We start from the raw sequence: 16365 nt of genomic DNA, 5'->3' as shown, positions 1-16365 counted from the left end.
TCTGCGGATGCGGTGGCGGTCGGTTCCTGCATGAAGCCGCATGTCCGGATCGCCGGCTATCGCCAGTTGCGCGAAAAGCCGTTGTGGAAACTGCTCGCTGCCGACCATGCCCCCGAGCTGATCGGCCTGCTGCAGACCTTGCTTGGCGACGCCCAGCGGCGGCTGCCGGCCGATGTGCTGCACGAGCGCCTGCAGCGCCAGCTCGATGCGCTGAAGGACGACGAGCTGTCGCGCGAACTGCCGCGCACCGCGCAGGCCTACGTGGCGCACTGGCTGGCGCAGGGCTGGCTGGAGCGGCGCCTGCCCGAAGGCGACGCGCAGGAAGAATACGAACTGTCGCGGCAGGCGGCGCAGGCCATCCGCTTCATCGCCGGCGTGCGCGACAGTGCCAGCGTGGCCACCGAGAGCCGGCTGTCGCTGGTGATCCAGCAGCTGGTGCAACTGGCCGGGCAGACCGAGACCGATCCGGACGCGCGCCTGGCCGCGCTGCGCGCCGAGCGCGAGCGCCTGGACGCGGAGATCGAGCGCGTCGCCGCCGGCAAGCTGGCCGCGCTGGACGGCAAGCGCGCGCTCGAACGCACCCGCGACATCATCCGCCTGTCCGACGACCTGACCGAGGATTTCCGCCGGGTCCGCGACGATTTCGAGCGGCTCAACCGCGAGTTCCGCGAGCGCATCATCGACGACGAGGGCGCGCGCGGCGACGTGCTGGAGAAGCTGTTCGCCGGCATCGACGTGATCGGCGAGAGCGAGGCCGGGCGCAGTTTCCAGGCGTTCTGGAGTCTGCTCAACGATGCCGAGCAGAGCGTGCAGCTGGATGCGGCGCTGGAGGCGCTGCTGGCGCGCGGCTTCGCCCGCCGCCTGGACCGCCACGAACGCGCCTTCCTGCGCGGGCTCACCGGGACCCTGCTCGAACGCGGCGGCCAGGTGCACGAGGTGATGCAGCATTTCGCGCGCAGCCTGCGCGGCTTCGTGCAGAGCCGCGGCTACCTGGAACAGCGCCGGCTCAACCAGCTGCTGAAGCAGGCGCAGGGCGAGGCGCTGCAGTTGCGCGACCAGCTGCATGCCACCGCGGCCACCGGCTACGTGCTGCCGCTGAGCAGCGCGCGGCTGCGCTCGCCGTCGCAGTGGCGCCTGCACGACCCGCGCAGCCAGCTGGTGGACGGGCGGGTGCAGGCGGCCGAGGCGGCGACGATCTCGCTGGACAGCGTCGGCGACCTGGTGGCGCAGTCGGAGATCGACCTGCGCGGCCTGCGCAACGACCTGCACGACTTGCTCGGCCGGCAGCCGCAACTGAGCATCGGCGAGGCGCTGCGGCAGCGCCCGGCGGCGCAGGGCCTGGGCAGCGTGATCGGCTACCTGGCGCTGGGCACCCGCCATGGCGTGGTGGTCGACGGCGAATGGGAAGCGGTGCAATGGGAGGGCGGCGACGGCCAGGTCCGGCGCGCGCGCATCCCGCTGGTGTGGTTCACCAAGGAAAAACGCAATGAACTGGTCTGACGAATTCCACGGCCACGACGCCGATGCCGGCGATGTCGCCGCGGCCGCCGCCACGTCCGCTGCGGCCGATGGCGGCACCGCGCTGTTCGCCGGCGACAACGGCAGCCTGCCGCTGGAGGCGCGGCGCGCGCTGTGCCAGCTGCTGTCCGGCCCCAGCGTCGATGCCTACCGGCACGGCCCGCTGTGGCAGGCATTGCTGCGCCACGAGGCCGCGGTCCGCCGCGTGCTGAGCGAGCTGTTCCTGGAACTGGTGCTGGACCGCGATGGCGGTGTGGCGTTCGCGCGCCAGGCCGATACCGGCGAGCTGGAGACCCCGGCGTTGCTGCGCACCGCGCCGCTGACCTTCATCGAGTCGGTGCTGCTGCTGTTCCTGCGCCAGCAACTGGCCGAGGCCGACACCCGTGGCGAGCGCGCGGTGGTCGACGAGGCGCAGCTGCTGGAGGTGCTGTCGGTGTACGAGAAGAACGTGTCCACCGACCGCGCCGGCTTCGCCCGGCGGGTGCTGGCGGCGATCGCCAAGATGCGCGACAACCACCTGCTGTCCAAGCTGCGCGGCAGCGAGGACCGCTATGAAGTCTCGCCCGCGCTGAAGCTGCTGTTCTCGGCCGAGGACGTGCAGGCGCTGTCGGCGGCCTATCGCGGCCTGCGTGACGGCGTGGCCGAGGCGGCGCCGTGACCGGCCCGTGCCCGCACGTCGCGCACGCCTAGCGCCCGCTTTGCACCGTGCGCCGGCCGCCGTGGCGGCCGTCCCCGTTTTCCGATGAGTTCCCGATGACGTCCCTGTCCGAATCGTCCACCGTCCCCGTCGCCCCGTCCCTGTTCGCCGAAACCCTGGCCGAGCAGCGCGCGCAGCAGTACCGCATGCGCCGCCTGCAGGTGCACAACTGGGGCACATTCAACGGCCTGACCGACGTGCCGATCGCCGAGAAGGGCTTCCTGTTCGTCGGCCGCTCCGGTTCGGGCAAGTCGACCCTGCTCGATGCGATGTCGGCGCTGCTGACCCCGCCGAGCATCGTCGACTTCAACGCCGCCGCGCGCGAGGCCGAGCGCAGCGGCCGCGACCGCAGCCTGGTGTCCTACGTGCGCGGCGCCTGGGCCGACCAGCAAGACAGCGCCTCCGGCGAGATCGCCACCCAGTACCTGCGCAAGGGCGCGACCTGGTCGGCGCTGGCGCTGGAGTACCGCAACGCGCAGGGCCAGGCGGTGAGCCTGGTGCGGCTGTTCTGGATCGCCGGCAGCGGCACCGCCGCGGCCGACGTGCGCAAGCACTACATGGTGGTGCCGCGCGGCTTCGACGTGGCCGCCGAGCTGGACGGCTTCGACCTGGACCTGCGCCGGCTCAAGCTGCGCCTGGGCGAGGACGTGCACCACTTCGACAGCTTCGCCGGCTACGCCGAGCGTTTCCGCCACCTGCTCGGCATCGGCAACGAGATGGCGCTGCGGTTGCTGCACAAGACCCAGTCGGCGAAGAATCTGGGCGATCTCAACGCGTTCCTGCGCAGCTTCATGCTCGACGAGCCGCGCACCTTCGAGGCGGCCGACCGCCTGGTCGAGGACTTTGCCGAACTCGACGGCGCGCACCACGCGGTGGTGACCGCGCGGCGCCAGGTGGAAACCCTGACCCCGGCGCGCGACTACCACGCCGAACTGCTGGCGTTGCGCCACAGCGTCGGCGAGTTGCGCGAACTGCAGCTGGGCATCGACGGCTACCGCGAGCAGCGCCGCCTGGCCCTGCTCGATGCACGCCTGCTGGAACTGGACACCCAGGACCGCGGCCTGGCCGGCGAGGAAGGGCAGCGCCGCGAAGCGCTGGACAACCACGAGCAGACCCTGGCCGAGCTGGAGACCCAGCAGCGCGCGCAGGGCGGCGAACAGGTCGAGGCGCTGGAGCGCGAACGCGGCCGCGTCGAGCGCGAGCGCGACGAGCGCATGCGCCGCCGCAGCCAGGTCGAACAGGCCTGCCGCCAACTCGGCATGGGCCTGGCCGGCAGCGCCAGCGGCTTTGCCGAGCAGGTGGCGCAGGCGCGCGCGTTGCGCGACGGCGTCGCCGGCGAGGCCAGCAGCCTGGACGAGGCGATCGCCGAGCGCATGGCCGAGCGCCGCGAGGACGAACGCCGTTTCGCGGTCATCCGCACCGAGATCGAGGCGCTGCTGAAGGCGCCCTCGAGCATTCCCGCGCCGATGCAGGCGCTGCGCGCGCGGCTGTGCGCCGAGACCGGCCTGCCCGAAGCCGCCCTGCCGTTCGTCGGCGAGCTGGTGCAGGTGGAGGCCGACCAGGCTGCCTGGCGCGGCGCGATCGAGCGCGTGCTGCACGGCTTCGCGCAGTCGCTGCTGGTCGACGAACGCCACTACGCCAGCGTCGCCGACTGGGTCAACAAGACCCAGCTCGGCACCCGCCTGGTGTACTTCCGGGTGCGCCACAACGCGCCGCTGCAGCACCGCGAGCCCGACGCCAGGTCGCTGCTGCGCAAGCTGCAGCTGCGCGACCATGCCTATGCGCCGTGGCTGCGCCAGGAGCTGGCCCGGCGCTTCGACTACGCCTGCGTGGATACCGTGGCGCAGTTGCGCGACGCCGAGCGCGCGATCACCCGCGAAGGCCAGGTCAAGCATCCGGGCGACCGTTACGAGAAGGACGACCGCCACGCCGTCGGCGACCGCAAGCGCTGGCTGCTCGGCTACGACAACCGCGACAAGCTCAAGGTCTACGAGCGCGAGGGGCAGACCCTGGCGCAGCGCATCGCCGCCTGCGATGCCGACGTCGCCGCTCTGCGCAAGCAGCGCGAGCAGGACCAGGGCCGGCAACTGGCCGCGCACACCCTGGCCGAGCGCGAGTGGGACGAGATCGACGTCGCGCCCAAGCTGCAGCGCCTGAGCGACATCGCCGAGCAACTGCTGCAACTGCGCGAAGGCGACACCGCGCTGCGCGCGCTGGGCGAGCAGATCGCCACCGTCCGCGCGCGCCGCGACCAGGCCCGCCGCACCTACGAGGACGTGCGCCTGGAGCGCGCCCAGCTGAGCCGCGAGCGCGCCCGCCTGGAGGCGCAGCGCGAGACCTGCGCCGCGCGCGTGGCCACCGCGGTGATCGGCCCGGCGCAGGTGGCGGGGCTGGACGCCCGCCTGGCGGCGCTGCCGCCGCTGAGCCTGGACAACCTGGAAGCGCATCTGCGCAGCGTCGAGCGTGGCCTCGGCGAACAGCTGGCGCAGAGCCAGGCGCAGGACGCGCGGCTGAGCCAGCAGGTGCTGGACTGCTTCCGCCGCTACTGCCAGCAATGGCCGGAGGACAGCGGCGACTTCACCGTCAGCCTGGCCAGCGCCGACGACTTCCTGGCGCGCCTGCAGCGGCTGGAGAGCGACGGCCTGCCGCGCCACGAAGGCCGCTTCTTCGACCTGCTGCAGACCCAGAGCAAGAACAACCTGCTGGCCCTGCAGCGCTACACCGCCGAAGCGCACAAGGCGATCAAGCAGCGCATGGACGAGGTCAATGCCAGCCTGGAACAGGTGCCGTTCAACCGCGGCACCCTGCTGACCATCGAAGTCAGCGACCGGCGCCTGCTCGAGGTGCAGGAGTTCCAGCAGCAGTTGCGCGCCGTGCTCGGCCATCAGCAGACCGAAGATCGTGCGTTGGCCGAGGCGCAGTTCGCCATGCTGCGCGGGCTGGTGCAGCGGCTCGGTGCGCAGGAGCCGGAGCTGCGGCGCTGGCGCGAGCAGGTGCTGGACGTGCGCCAGCATGTGGAGTTCGTCGGCGTGGAACTGGATGCGGACAGCCGCGCGCAGGTGGAGATCTACCGCAGCGGCGCCGGCAAATCCGGCGGCCAGCGCCAGAAGCTGGCCACCACCTGCCTGGCCGCGGCGCTGCGCTACCAGCTCGGCGGCGAAGACGGCGAACTGCCGCGCTATGCCGCAGTGGTGCTGGACGAGGCCTTCGACAAGGCCGACAACGAGTTCACCGCGCTGGCGATGAACATCTTCGAGAACTTCGGTTTCCAGATGGTGGTGGCCACGCCGCTGAAGTCGGTGATGACGCTGGAGCCGTTCATCGGCGGCGCCTGCTTCGTCGAGATCAGCGGCCGCCACAACTCCGGCGTGCTGCTGATCGAATACGACGAGCAGGCGCACCGGTTGAAGCTGCCCGAGCGCAGCCGCAACGACGCGGCGACGCCTGCGGTGGAATCCGGCGTGGCGGTGGACCAGGCTGGCGCCGATCTGCCACCGCCGGCCGCGGACGCAGCGGCCACCATCGCCGAGCCCGGCGCAGCGACTGTGGCAGACACCGTTGCCACGCCGGCGCGTGCCTCCGCCAAGGCGCGCGATGGCCGCGGCAATGGCGCCAAGTCGACCCCGCGCAAGGCGTCGCCAGCGGCGCCGGGCAAACGCGCCGGCACGCGTGCCGCGCCGTCCTCGGCCAAGGCCACCTCGGCGAAGGCGCCACGCACGTCCACCGCGGCTGCGGCAGCTGCGTCCGCGGCAACGCGGCCAGCCGCGCGGTCGGCGTCGGCGAAGCCGGTGAAAGCAGGCACAGGCAGCAAACCTGCGAAGCCGGCCAAGGCGGCAGCAGTCAAGACGCCGCCTGCGAGCGGCAAGCGCCGCGGCCACTGAGCGGCGCTTGCGTACGTGCCGATCGGGCGCGCGCGCGGCAACATCGGTGCGAGGGGAGACACGCGGCAACCACACGGTGCCGCGCACTGCACTCAGTGCAGCAGATCCCAGCCCATCTTGCCGATCAGCACCACCACCAGCACCAGGAACAACTGCCGGATCAACGGCGTGCCGCCGCGCAGCGCCAGCCGGGTGCCGGTCACCGCGCCGGCCACGTTGGCCACGGCCATCGGCACCGCCGCGGCCAGCAGGATCTTGCCGCTGGGCACGAAGAAGCACAGCGCGGCCAGGTTGGTGGCCAGGTTCACTACCTTCGACGCGGCCGAGGCGCGCAGGAAATCCAGGCCGAAGAAGCGGATGAACAGGAAGATCAGGAAGCTGCCGGTGCCCGGCCCGAAGAAGCCGTCGTAGAACCCGATCGCCGCGCCGATCGCCAGCGCGATCGCCAATTCGCGGCGGCCGATGTGGCGCGGGCGGTGCAACGCGCCGAAGTCCTTCTTGACCAGCGTGTAGCCCAGCATCGCGATCAGCAGCACCAGGATCAGCGGGCGCACCGCCTGTTTCGGCAGCAGGCTCACCGCCGTGGCGCCGAGGAAGGCGAACACGAACGCGGCGGCGGTCGCATACAGCACCGGCCGCCACGGCAGGCGCACGTGGCGCGCATAGCGCCAGGCGGCGGTGCCGGTGCCGGCCATGGAACTGAACTTGTTGGTGCCCAGGATCACCGCAGGCGCCTGTTGCGGCAAGGTCGCGAACAGCCCGGGCAACTGGATCAGGCCGCCGCCGCCCACCGCCGCGTCCACCAGCCCGGCGACGAAGGCGATGCACAGCAGCCAGGGCAGTTCGGTGGGGATCGACTCGAGCACGCCGGCGCTCCGCGCAAGGGGCCGCAAGCATAGCCGCCACCGGCCGCGACGCGTGCGCGGCGTGCGCCGTGTCGCCGCAGCCGGCACAATCGGCGCATGTCTCCGTCCGCCCCGCGCCTTGCCGATCCCTGCCCCTGCGGCCGTCCGCGCGAGTACGCGCAGTGCTGCGGGCCGTACCACGCCGGCACCCCTGCGCCGGATGCCGAATCCTTGATGCGCTCCCGCTACAGCGCCTACGTGCGCCAGGACGCCGATTACCTGCGCGCGAGCTGGCATCCGTCGACCTGTCCGCCGCAGGTGGAGATCGATCCACGCACGGCGTGGCTCGGCCTCACCGTGCAGCGCGTGCTGCAGACCGGCGCCGACAGTGCCGAAGTCGCCTTCCTGGCGCGCTATCGCATCGGCGGCGGCAGCGCCGTGCGCATGACCGAGCACAGCCGCTTCGTGCGCGAGGATGGGCGCTGGTACTACCTCGACGCGCTGGACTGAGCGTCGCGCGTCGCGCTGGCGGGGCGCACGCCTGCACACCGCCGTTCGTTGGCGGGGCAAGCGTTGGCCCTCTGGCGCTCCGACGGAATGCCGCAGCGGCCGGAACGCCATGCGTGTCGCGGCCGCGACGTCGTGCCGCGCGATCCGCCAACCAGGCCACGCTCGGAACGCGCGCTGCCGGTCGCGTGCCTGCCGCCCGCGCCGCGTGAGCGGAGCGCACACGCGGCGGTTGTTTATGATGTCGGCCCTGCCGTCGGCGAGGATGTTGCGATGATGCGTTTGGCCTGGATCCTGCTGCTGGCGGCCCCGTGCGCGCTCGCGCAGACCCCACCCGCGGCGGCGCCGTCCACGCCCGATCCGGCCTTCGCCAGCTGCGTGGCCGGCCTGCGCCCGGCCGCGGCGAAGGCGGGTGTCGCCGAGGCGTCCTTCGACCGCTTCACCGCCGGTCTGCAGCCGGACCCGAGCGTGCTTCCGCTGCTCGACGCCCAGCCCGAGTTCACCACGCCGATCTGGGACTACCTGGCCGGCCTGGTCGACAGCCAGCGCATCGACGATGGTCGCGCCATGCTCGCCGCGCATCGCGACCTGCTCGCGCAGGTGGCGCAGCAGTACGGTGTCGACCCGGAGACGGTGGTCGCGGTGTGGGGCGTGGAGAGCGACTACGGCCGCATCTCCGGCAAGCGTCCGCTGCTGGTGTCGCTGCTGACCCTGTCCTGTGAAGGCCGTCGCCAGCCGTTCTTCCGCAGCGAACTGTTCGCGCTGCTGAAGCTGCTGCAGGCCGGCGACCTGCGCCCCGAAGGCCTGACCGGGTCCTGGGCCGGCGCCTTCGGCCATACCCAGTTCATGCCAAGCACCTACGCCCGCGTCGCCGTGGACGGCGATGGCGACGGCCGCCGCGACCTGGTCGCCAGCATTCCCGATGCGCTGGCCTCCACCGCCAACTATCTCAAGCTCGCCGGCTGGCAGAGCGGCCAGCCGTGGGGGCTGGAGGTGAAGCTGCCGGCGGGCTTCGACCCGGCGCTGGCCGGGCGCACCCAGCGCCGGCCGCTGTCGGACTGGCGCGCGCGTGGCCTCACCGCCGCCGACGGCGGCGCGCTGCCGGCGCTGGCCGCGCAGACGCCGGCAGCGGTGCTGATCCCGGCCGGCGTGCATGGCCCGGCGTTCCTGGTGTTCCGCAACTACGACGCGATCTACGCCTACAACGCCGCCGAAAGCTATGCGCTGGCGATCGCGCTGCTGTCCGACCGGCTGCGCGGCAAGCCCGGGCTGGTCGCGGCCTGGCCGACCGACGATCCGGGCCTGGGCCGCCCCGAGCGGCGCGAACTGCAGACCCTGCTGCTGGCGCGCGGCCACGCCATCGGCCAGGCCGACGGCGCCATCGGCACCGCCACCCGCCGTGCGATCCAGGCCGAGCAGCAACGCCTGGGCCTGCAGCCGGCCGACGGTCGCGCCGGGCAACGCATCCTCGATGCGCTGCGCCGCGAGGCCGGCAGCGCGCCTGCGACGCCCGTGCCGACACCGGCCACGCCGCCGCAATCGCCTGCACCGACATCGTCGCCAGCACCGGCACCTACACCTACAAAGACGCCGTTCGGCGGCACGCCGCCCACCGCATTCCGGCTGCCGGCCGCCTACCCGGCCTTCGCCCAATCCCCCGCGCCACGGAGCATCCACCCCATGTCCGACGTCCCCGGCCTGAGCACAGGCGACTTCCACGGCTATCCCTCGCTGCTGGTGGAGACCCCGCAGTCCACCGCCGCGATCAGCCTGTTCGGCGGCCAGGTGCTGTCGTTCGTGCCCAAGGGCGGCACCGACGCGCTGTGGCTGTCGCCGAGCGCGCAGCCCACGCCGACCCCGATCCGCGGCGGCACCCCGGTGTGCTGGCCGTACTTCGGCCGCCAGGGCCAGAGCGACGCCGTGCCCGCACACGGCTTCGTGCGCACCGTGCCCTGGCAATTGCAGGACGCGCGGCGCGAGGCCGACGGCAGCCTGGTGCTGACCCTGGCGCCGCCGGACTTCGACGACCTGCCGCTGCGCCTGCGCATGCAGTTGCGCATCGGCGCCACCCTGGAGCAGCGCCTGGTCACCGACAATGTCGGCACCGCGCCCGCCCGCTTCACCCAGGCGCTGCACAACTACTTCCGCGTCGCCGACGCTACCCAGGTGCGGGTGCAGGGCCTGGACGGCCTGGAGTACCTGGACAAGTTCGAGAACTACGCCACACCGCATCGCCAGCACGGCGACTGGAGCCTGCAGGATCCGCGCGACCCCGGCCGCAGCGACCGCATCTACACCGGCGCCGGCGGCCGCTACACCCTGCTGGACCCGGGCCTGCAGCGCCGCATCGAGATCGCCACCACCGGCAGCCGCACGCTGGTGGCCTGGAACCCGGGCGAGGCCGGCGCACAGAAGATGGCCGACGTCGGACCGCACTGGCGCCAGTTCGTGTGCCTGGAAGCGGCCAACGCCGGACCCGAGGTGATCGAACTGGCCCCGGGCGCCCAGCACGTGCTGCAGCAGACGATCTCTGTCGCGGCGTTGTGACCCCGGCCGGACGGCGGCACCACCTGCTGCGGCCCGCCAGTCGGCATTGGTGACGGTCCGGCCGTCACTGCTGCGCCGCCGCGCCTTGATGGCATGAGTGGCGCCGCTGCCTCCGCCGGACCCTCACCCCGACCCCTCTCCCGACGGGAGAGGGGAGTCGCTCGGTGTAGAGGACGTCGGTTCCGACACAATCCGCCAAGCCTCGACCCTGTTGTGGGAGGGACTTCAGTCCCGACGCCTCGGTCCCTCAGGTCGCGGTTGAAACCGCCCCTGCGACAAGCAGCCTGGCTGCGCCGCTGGTGCAGGAAGGGGGCTTGGGCTTCGAGCCGCAATCAGCAAGCCCGGACGCTTCTGTGGGAGGGGCTTCAGTCCCGACGCCTCGGTCCCTCAGGTCGCGGTTGAAACCGCCCCTACGACAATCGGCCTGGCTGCGCCGCTGGTGCAGAAAGGGTCGAGCCCTGACCCGCAATTGGCCAACCCCGATGCTTCTGTGGGAGGGACTTCAGTCCCGACACCTCGGTCCCTCAGGTCGCGGTTGAAACCTCCCCTACGGCAAGCGGCCTGGCTGCGCCGCTGGTGCAGAAAGGGTCGAGCCCTGACCCGCAATTGGCCAGCCCCGATGCTTCTGTGGGAGGGACTTCAGTCCCGACGCCATGACCCCACCGGTCGCGGTGCAAGCGCTCCCGCGACGGCCAGCCGAGCCACCACGGTGTCGCAGGCACGCCGCCCGTTCCAATCGGTCACCTTCCACACCCACGGGTGCGCCGATGACCAGGTACGCCGATTACACTGCCGCGTCCGCCAGGAGGCCTGCCGTGCACGCTCCGACTCCCACTGTCCGCTCACGCCGCGCCGCGGTCGCCTTCATCTTCGTCACCCTGCTGATCGACGTGCTGTCCTTCGGCGTCATCATCCCGGTGCTGCCCACGCTGGTGCGCGGCTTCACCGGCGGGGACTTCGCTGCCGCGGCCCGCTGGGTCGGCTGGTTCGGCTTCCTGTTCGCCGCCCTGCAATTCGTCAGCGCGCCGCTGCAGGGCGCATTGTCCGACCGCTACGGCCGGCGCCCGGTGATCCTGGCCTCGTGCCTGGGGCTGGGCGTGGACTTCATGGTGATGGCGCTGGCGCAGAGCCTGCCGGTGCTGCTGCTGGCACGCATGGTCTCCGGCGTGTTCTCGGCCAGCTTCACCTCGGCCAACGCCTACATCGCCGACATCACCCCGGCCGACAAGCGCGCCCAGGCCTACGGCATCATCGGCGCCGCGTTCGGCGTCGGTTTCGTGGTCGGTCCGCTGCTGGGCGGCTGGCTCGGCAGCCTGCACCTGCGCGCGCCGTTCTGGTTCGCCGCCGGGCTGGCCCTGCTCAACTTCCTCTACGGCCTGTGGGTGCTGCCCGAATCGCTGGCGCCGGAACGGCGCACCGCGCGGGTGGACTGGGCGCATGCCAATCCGTTCGGCGCGCTACGCCTGCTGCAGCGTTACCCGCAGGTGTTCGCGCTGGCCGCGGTGATCTTCCTGGCCAACCTGGCGCACTACGTCTACCCGAGCATCTTCGTGCTGTTCGCCGACTACCGCTTCGGTTGGGGACCGAAACAGGTCAGTTGGGTGCTGGCCCTGGTCGGCGTGTGCAGCATCGTGGTCAACGCCGTGCTGGTGGCGCGGGTGGTGCGCCGCTTCGGCGAGCGCGGCGCGCTGCTGTTCGGCCTGGGCTGCGGCGTGATCGGCTTCGCCATCTACAGCGTGGCCGGCAGCGGCGCGCTGTTCCTGCTCGGTGTGCCGATCAGCGCGCTATGGGCGGTGGCCGGGCCGGCGGCGCAGGCGATCGTCACCCGCCACGTCGGCGCCGACGCGCAGGGCCGCATCCAGGGCGCACTGATGAGCCTGGTCAGCCTGGCCGGGGTGATCGGGCCGCTCTTGTACGCGTGGGTGTTCGCCGCCTTCATCGGCCCGCATGCCTTGCTGCACTTCCCTGGCGTGCCGTGGCTGCTGGCGGCGCTGCTGCTGGGCGGCGGCTGGATCGTGGCCTGGCGCCGTGCGCGAATGCCGGCTGCCGGGGTGGCCGCCGGCTGAGGCGCGGCGCAGGCGGCGCGGCCGGCGTGAACGGCTCAGCTTGCTGGGATGGGCGTCGCGGCTCCCGCGCTGCCTCGCCTGGCACCGCGCGGTCGCGATTGTTACGCTGTGTCCTCTCTTTCGTCGCGGCCGGCCGGCTGCTGTACCAGTCGCCTGCATGATGTCCCCTCCCGACGGAACCGCCCTGCCGTTGACCGCTGCGCGCTTGCTGCGCGAGGCCACTGCGCAGCAGCACCAGGCGGTGGAAGACCTGCCGGCGATGCGCGCGCTGATGGATCCGGCGCTGTCGCTGGCCGACTACGTGCAGGTGCTGCGTCGCCATCACGCGGTGCTGGCCGGCTGGGAACAGCGCGAAGCGGCCTGGCTGCGCGACTGCGGCGACGCGCACTGGCAGTACCAGCCGCGCACCCCGCTGCTGGCGCAGGATCTGCACGCGCTGCGGGCGGCGCCGCCAGCGCTGCAGCCGCTGCCGCCGGCCGTCGACGTCGGCGCGCGTTGGGGCATGCTCTACGTGGTCGAAGGCTCGCGCCTGGGCGGCCGGGTGATCGCCCGGCACCTGCGGCAGACCCTGCCCACCGCCGCGCCGGCCCTGTCCTATTTCGAACTCGGCCATGCCGACCCGGCCGCCTGGCGACACTTCCAGCAGCGGCTGGAGCGGGCCTTGCCGAGCGCGCCGCTGCAGCAGGCCGCGGTCGACGGCGCCCGCGCCATGTTCGCGCACTTCCACACTCACTTCGCCCTGGAGATCGCCGCATGAGCGACATCGTCGTGCCCCTGGACATGGACGCCTGCGCACGCGAGCCCATCCATATTCCTGGATCGGTGCAGCCGCACGGCGTGCTGCTGGTGATCGAGCCGCAGGACGGGCGCATCGTCCAGGCCAGCGCCAGTGCCGCCGACCTGTTCGGCCGGCCGCTGGACGAATTGCTCGGACAGCGCTACGACGCCCTGCTCGTGCTGGAGGATCCGCGCACGCGTCTGTTGCCCGACGCGGCCGAGCGCAGCGACCTGGCCTATGTCGAAGTGGGGTTCAAGGACGCGGCCGCCACGCAGCGCTGGGTCGGCGCCTGGCATCTGTATCCGGAGCAGTGGCTGCTGGAACTGGAGCCGCGCGACGCGCCGCTGGCCGATGCCACCCTGCGCGAAGCGCTACCGGTGCTGCGCCGGCTGGAGGCCGACCACAGCATCGAGGAGGCCTGCCAACGCGCCGCCAAGAGCCTGCGCAGCCTGATCGGCTACGACCGGGTGATGATCTACCGCTTCGACGACGACTGGAACGGCGACGTGGTCGCCGAGGCGCGCGCGGCGGAACTGGAGCCGTATCTCGGCCTGCACTATCCGGCCAGCGACATTCCGGCGCAGGCCCGCGCGCTGTACCTGCGCAACCGCGTGCGCCAGATCGCCAACGTCGGCTACGTGCCGTCGCCGATCCAGCCCACCCTGCATCCGCGCCTGCGCGCGCCGGTGGACCTGAGCGACGTCAGCCTGCGCAGCGTCTCGCCGGTGCACCTGGAATACCTGGCCAACATGGGCGTCACCGCCACCCTGGTGGCCTCCATCGTGGTCAACGATGCGTTGTGGGGCCTGATCGCCTGCCACCACTACCGCCCGTATTTCTGCAACCACGAGATGCGCGATGTCGCCGATGCGCTGAGCCGGGCGCTGGCCGGGCGCATCGGTGCGATCACCGCGGTGGCGCGCGCGCGCACCGAGTCGGTGCTGCTGACCGTGCGCGAGAAGCTGATCACCAACTTCAACGACGCCGAGATGCTCACCGCGTCGATGCTCGACGAGATGGCCTCGGACCTGCTCGACGTGGTCGATGCCGACGGCGTCGCGGTGTTCCATGGCGACCACGTCACCCGCCACGGCATGCTGCCGGCCACCGAGGACCTGGCGCGGATCCGCGAGCAGATCGAGTCCACCCATCACGAAGCGCTGCGCCACGACGCGGTCGGCGCGCTGCACTCGGACCAGATCGGCGAGACCTTCCCGGCGCTGGCCGATCTGGCGCCGCTGGCGGCCGGCTTCATCTTCGTGCCGCTGATGCCGCAGGCGCGCAGCGCGCTGCTGTGGACCCGCCGCGAACAGGTGCGCACGGTCAACTGGGCGGGCAATCCGCAGTTGGCCAAGCTGCAGGACATCGCCGGCTCGCGGCTGTCGCCGCGCAAGAGCTTCGACCTGTGGCAGGAGACCGTGCGTGGCCGCGCACGGCCCTGGTCGCCGATCAGCCTGGAATCGGCGCGCAGCCTGCGGGTGCTGATCGAACTGATGGAGCGCAAGCGCTTCCAGCAGGATTTCGCCCTATTGGAGGCCTCGCTGTCGCGGCTGCGCGAGCCGGTGGCGATCGTCGAGCGCGGCGAGGGCGCGCGGCGCAGCCGCCTGGCCTTCGTCAACGAGGCCTTCGCCGCCCTGTACGAGCGCGAGGTCGCAGAATTGATCGGCTGCGACCTGGAGCGCCTGTACGCCAGCGAGGCCGTGCTGGCGGAGACCCAGCGTATCGACACGCTGCTGCGGCAGGGCCGAGCCGCCTACGTCACCCTGCCGCTGCGAGTGGACGGCACCACCGCCGTGCACCGCCAGTTCGATTTCGAACCGCTGCCCGATCACTCCGGCGTGTCCAGCCACTGGTTGCTGCAGTTGCGCGATCCGCGCTGAGTCCGGTGCGGCGGCGCGGCCTCAGCGGCTGCGCCGCCACAGCGCCAGCGTCGCCGCACCGGCCAGCAGGCCCCACAGCGCCGCGCCGATACCGAACAGCGACAGTCCCGACGCGGTGACCAGGAACGCGATCAGCGCCGGCTCGCGCTCATGTTCCTCGCGCAGCGCCGAGGCCAGGCTGTTGCCGATGGTGCCGAACAGCGCGATGCCGGCGATCGCCATCACCAATTCCCTGGGAAAGGCCGCGAACAGCGCGGCCACGGTGGCGCCGAACACGCCGATCAGCAGATAGAAGACCCCGGCGAACACCGCGGCCATGTAGCGCCGCTGCGGATCCTCCTGCGCCTCGCGGCCCATGCAGATCGCCGCGGTGATCGCCGCCAGGTTCAGCCCGTAGGCGCCGAACGGCGCCAGCAGCGTGTTGACCACGCCGATCCAGCCGATGGTCGGCGAGATCGGCACCGCATAGCCGGACGCGCGGATCGCTGCCACTCCGGGCAGGTTCTGCGAGGTCATCGTCACCACGAACAGCGGCAGCGCGATCCCGAACAGCGCCTGCCACGACAGCGTCGGCCACACCAGCACCGGCTGCGCCAGGCGCAACTGCGCCGCCTCCAGGTGCAGCGTGCCGCTGCCCGCGGCCACGGCGATGCCGACCAACAGGGTGGCGATGACCGCATAGCGCGGGAAGGTGCGGCGCCCGAGCAGATAGGTGGCGAACATCGCCAGGGCCATGGCCAGTTGGTGCTGCATCGCGACGAACACGTCCAGGCCGAAGCGCAGCAGCACCCCGGCCAGCATCGCCGAGGCCAGCGACAGCGGAATGCGCCGCAGCAGGCGTTCGAACAAGCCGGAAAACCCGGCGAGTGCAGACAACACCGCCACCACCACGAAGGCGCCGATCGCATCGGACAGCGGCAGTCCGCCACCGCTGCCGATCAGCAAGGCCGCGCCGGGCGTGGACCAGGCGGTGACCACCGGCATCCGGTAGCGCAGCGACAGCCCGATGCAGGTCAGGCCCATGCCCAGCCCCAGCGCCCACATCCAGGACGCGATCTGTGCCTGCGAGGCGCCGACGCTGCGCGCAGCCTCGAACACGATCGCCGCCGAACTGGTGAAGCCGACCAGCACGGTGACGAAGCCGGCGATCAGCGCGGGCAGCGAAGCGTCGCGCCAGAGCGCGCGGGCAGCAGCGGTCATGCGGAGTTCCATGGTGGAGCGCAGCCTGCATTCTCGGGCAAACGCCGGCGATCGGCTGTGCCGCCCCCTTACCAATAGATAGGAGAGCGTGGCAGCACGCAGCGCTGCAAGGGCGCGCAAAAAACGGTTGACCTTTTTTTCGGTGCCATTAAACTGCGCGGCTCGCTACGCAACTGCCGAGCTTCGGCGCGACAGAGGCAGGCGGGGCCGGAAACACCTAGCGAATATCGGGTGTTGACAGCGTGAAAAAGTCGGCTAATATGGCCGGCTCGCTTCGAGGAAAAGCCTGCGGGTTTGGATGAAGAGGCGGCGTCAACTCCCTGATCAAAAAGGTGTTGACGGCAAGAAAAAAGCCGCTATGATGGGCGGCTCGGTTCGACGAAAAGCCTTCGGGTTTGAAGACGAACCAGCGTCAACCGCCTCGAAATGAGGTGTTGACGGAAACA

At 71.5% G+C, this 16365-nt stretch carries 10 protein-coding genes; 8 read left to right on the top strand and 2 right to left on the bottom strand.

What is annotated here, in order from left to right:
• The first annotated feature begins 30 nt into the window (after positions 1–30).
• From ACHWVH_RS12580 to ACHWVH_RS12570, 3 genes are all read left to right on the top strand, one after another.
• Complete coding sequence (locus ACHWVH_RS12580) at positions 31–1500, top strand: DUF3375 domain-containing protein (protein ID WP_295926463.1); 1470 nt, start codon at positions 31–33, stop codon at positions 1498–1500.
• The gene (locus tag ACHWVH_RS12575) at positions 1487–2176 is read left to right on the top strand and encodes a DUF4194 domain-containing protein (protein ID WP_267097575.1); all 690 of its coding nucleotides are present in this window, start codon (positions 1487–1489) and stop codon (positions 2174–2176) included. Before ACHWVH_RS12580 ends, ACHWVH_RS12575 begins: the two co-directional genes overlap by 14 nt.
• A gap of 95 nt (positions 2177–2271) precedes the next feature.
• Positions 2272–6096, top strand: coding sequence for an ATP-binding protein (locus ACHWVH_RS12570; protein ID WP_394687286.1), 3825 nt, complete (start codon positions 2272–2274; stop codon positions 6094–6096).
• A 92-nt stretch (positions 6097–6188) separates the two neighbouring features.
• Here ACHWVH_RS12570 and ACHWVH_RS12565 read toward each other — a convergent pair whose 3' ends face one another.
• A complete protein-coding gene (locus tag ACHWVH_RS12565) occupies positions 6189–6962 on the bottom strand; it encodes a TSUP family transporter (protein WP_017912277.1) in 774 nt (257 codons plus the stop codon).
• A gap of 96 nt (positions 6963–7058) precedes the next feature.
• On the opposite strand from ACHWVH_RS12565, the gene ACHWVH_RS12560 reads away from it, so the two are divergent.
• From ACHWVH_RS12560 to bphP, 5 genes are all read left to right on the top strand, one after another.
• On the top strand, positions 7059–7451 hold the full coding sequence (locus tag ACHWVH_RS12560) for a YchJ family metal-binding protein (protein WP_081613356.1): 393 nt from the start codon (positions 7059–7061) through the stop codon (positions 7449–7451).
• 273 nt (positions 7452–7724) lie between these two features.
• Positions 7725–9995, top strand: a complete 2271-nt coding sequence (locus ACHWVH_RS12555) for a lytic murein transglycosylase (protein WP_394687300.1) — start codon at positions 7725–7727, stop codon at positions 9993–9995.
• Positions 9996–10810: 815 nt separating this feature from the next.
• A complete protein-coding gene (locus tag ACHWVH_RS12550; RefSeq protein ID WP_394687285.1) occupies positions 10811–12061 on the top strand; it encodes a TCR/Tet family MFS transporter in 1251 nt (416 codons plus the stop codon).
• A gap of 157 nt (positions 12062–12218) precedes the next feature.
• A complete protein-coding gene (locus tag ACHWVH_RS12545) occupies positions 12219–12818 on the top strand; it encodes a biliverdin-producing heme oxygenase (protein ID WP_295929004.1) in 600 nt (199 codons plus the stop codon).
• The gene (gene bphP, locus ACHWVH_RS12540) at positions 12815–14719 is read left to right on the top strand and encodes a bacteriophytochrome BphP (RefSeq protein ID WP_394687284.1); all 1905 of its coding nucleotides are present in this window, start codon (positions 12815–12817) and stop codon (positions 14717–14719) included. The genes ACHWVH_RS12545 and bphP overlap by 4 nt, the downstream gene beginning before the upstream one ends.
• 21 nt (positions 14720–14740) lie before the next feature.
• Here bphP and ACHWVH_RS12535 read toward each other — a convergent pair whose 3' ends face one another.
• Entirely contained in the window at positions 14741–15919 is a 1179-nt protein-coding gene (locus ACHWVH_RS12535; protein ID WP_394687283.1) for a benzoate/H(+) symporter BenE family transporter, read from the bottom strand.
• Positions 15920–16365: the final 446 nt, after the last annotated feature.

Origin of the sequence: uncultured Xanthomonas sp., assembly GCF_964278005.1 — a bacterium.
Classification (GTDB): Bacteria; Pseudomonadota; Gammaproteobacteria; order Xanthomonadales; family Xanthomonadaceae; genus Xanthomonas_A; species Xanthomonas_A sontii.
Note: the sequence above shows the minus strand (reverse complement) of the source record. Positions and strands in the feature narration are given on the sequence as shown.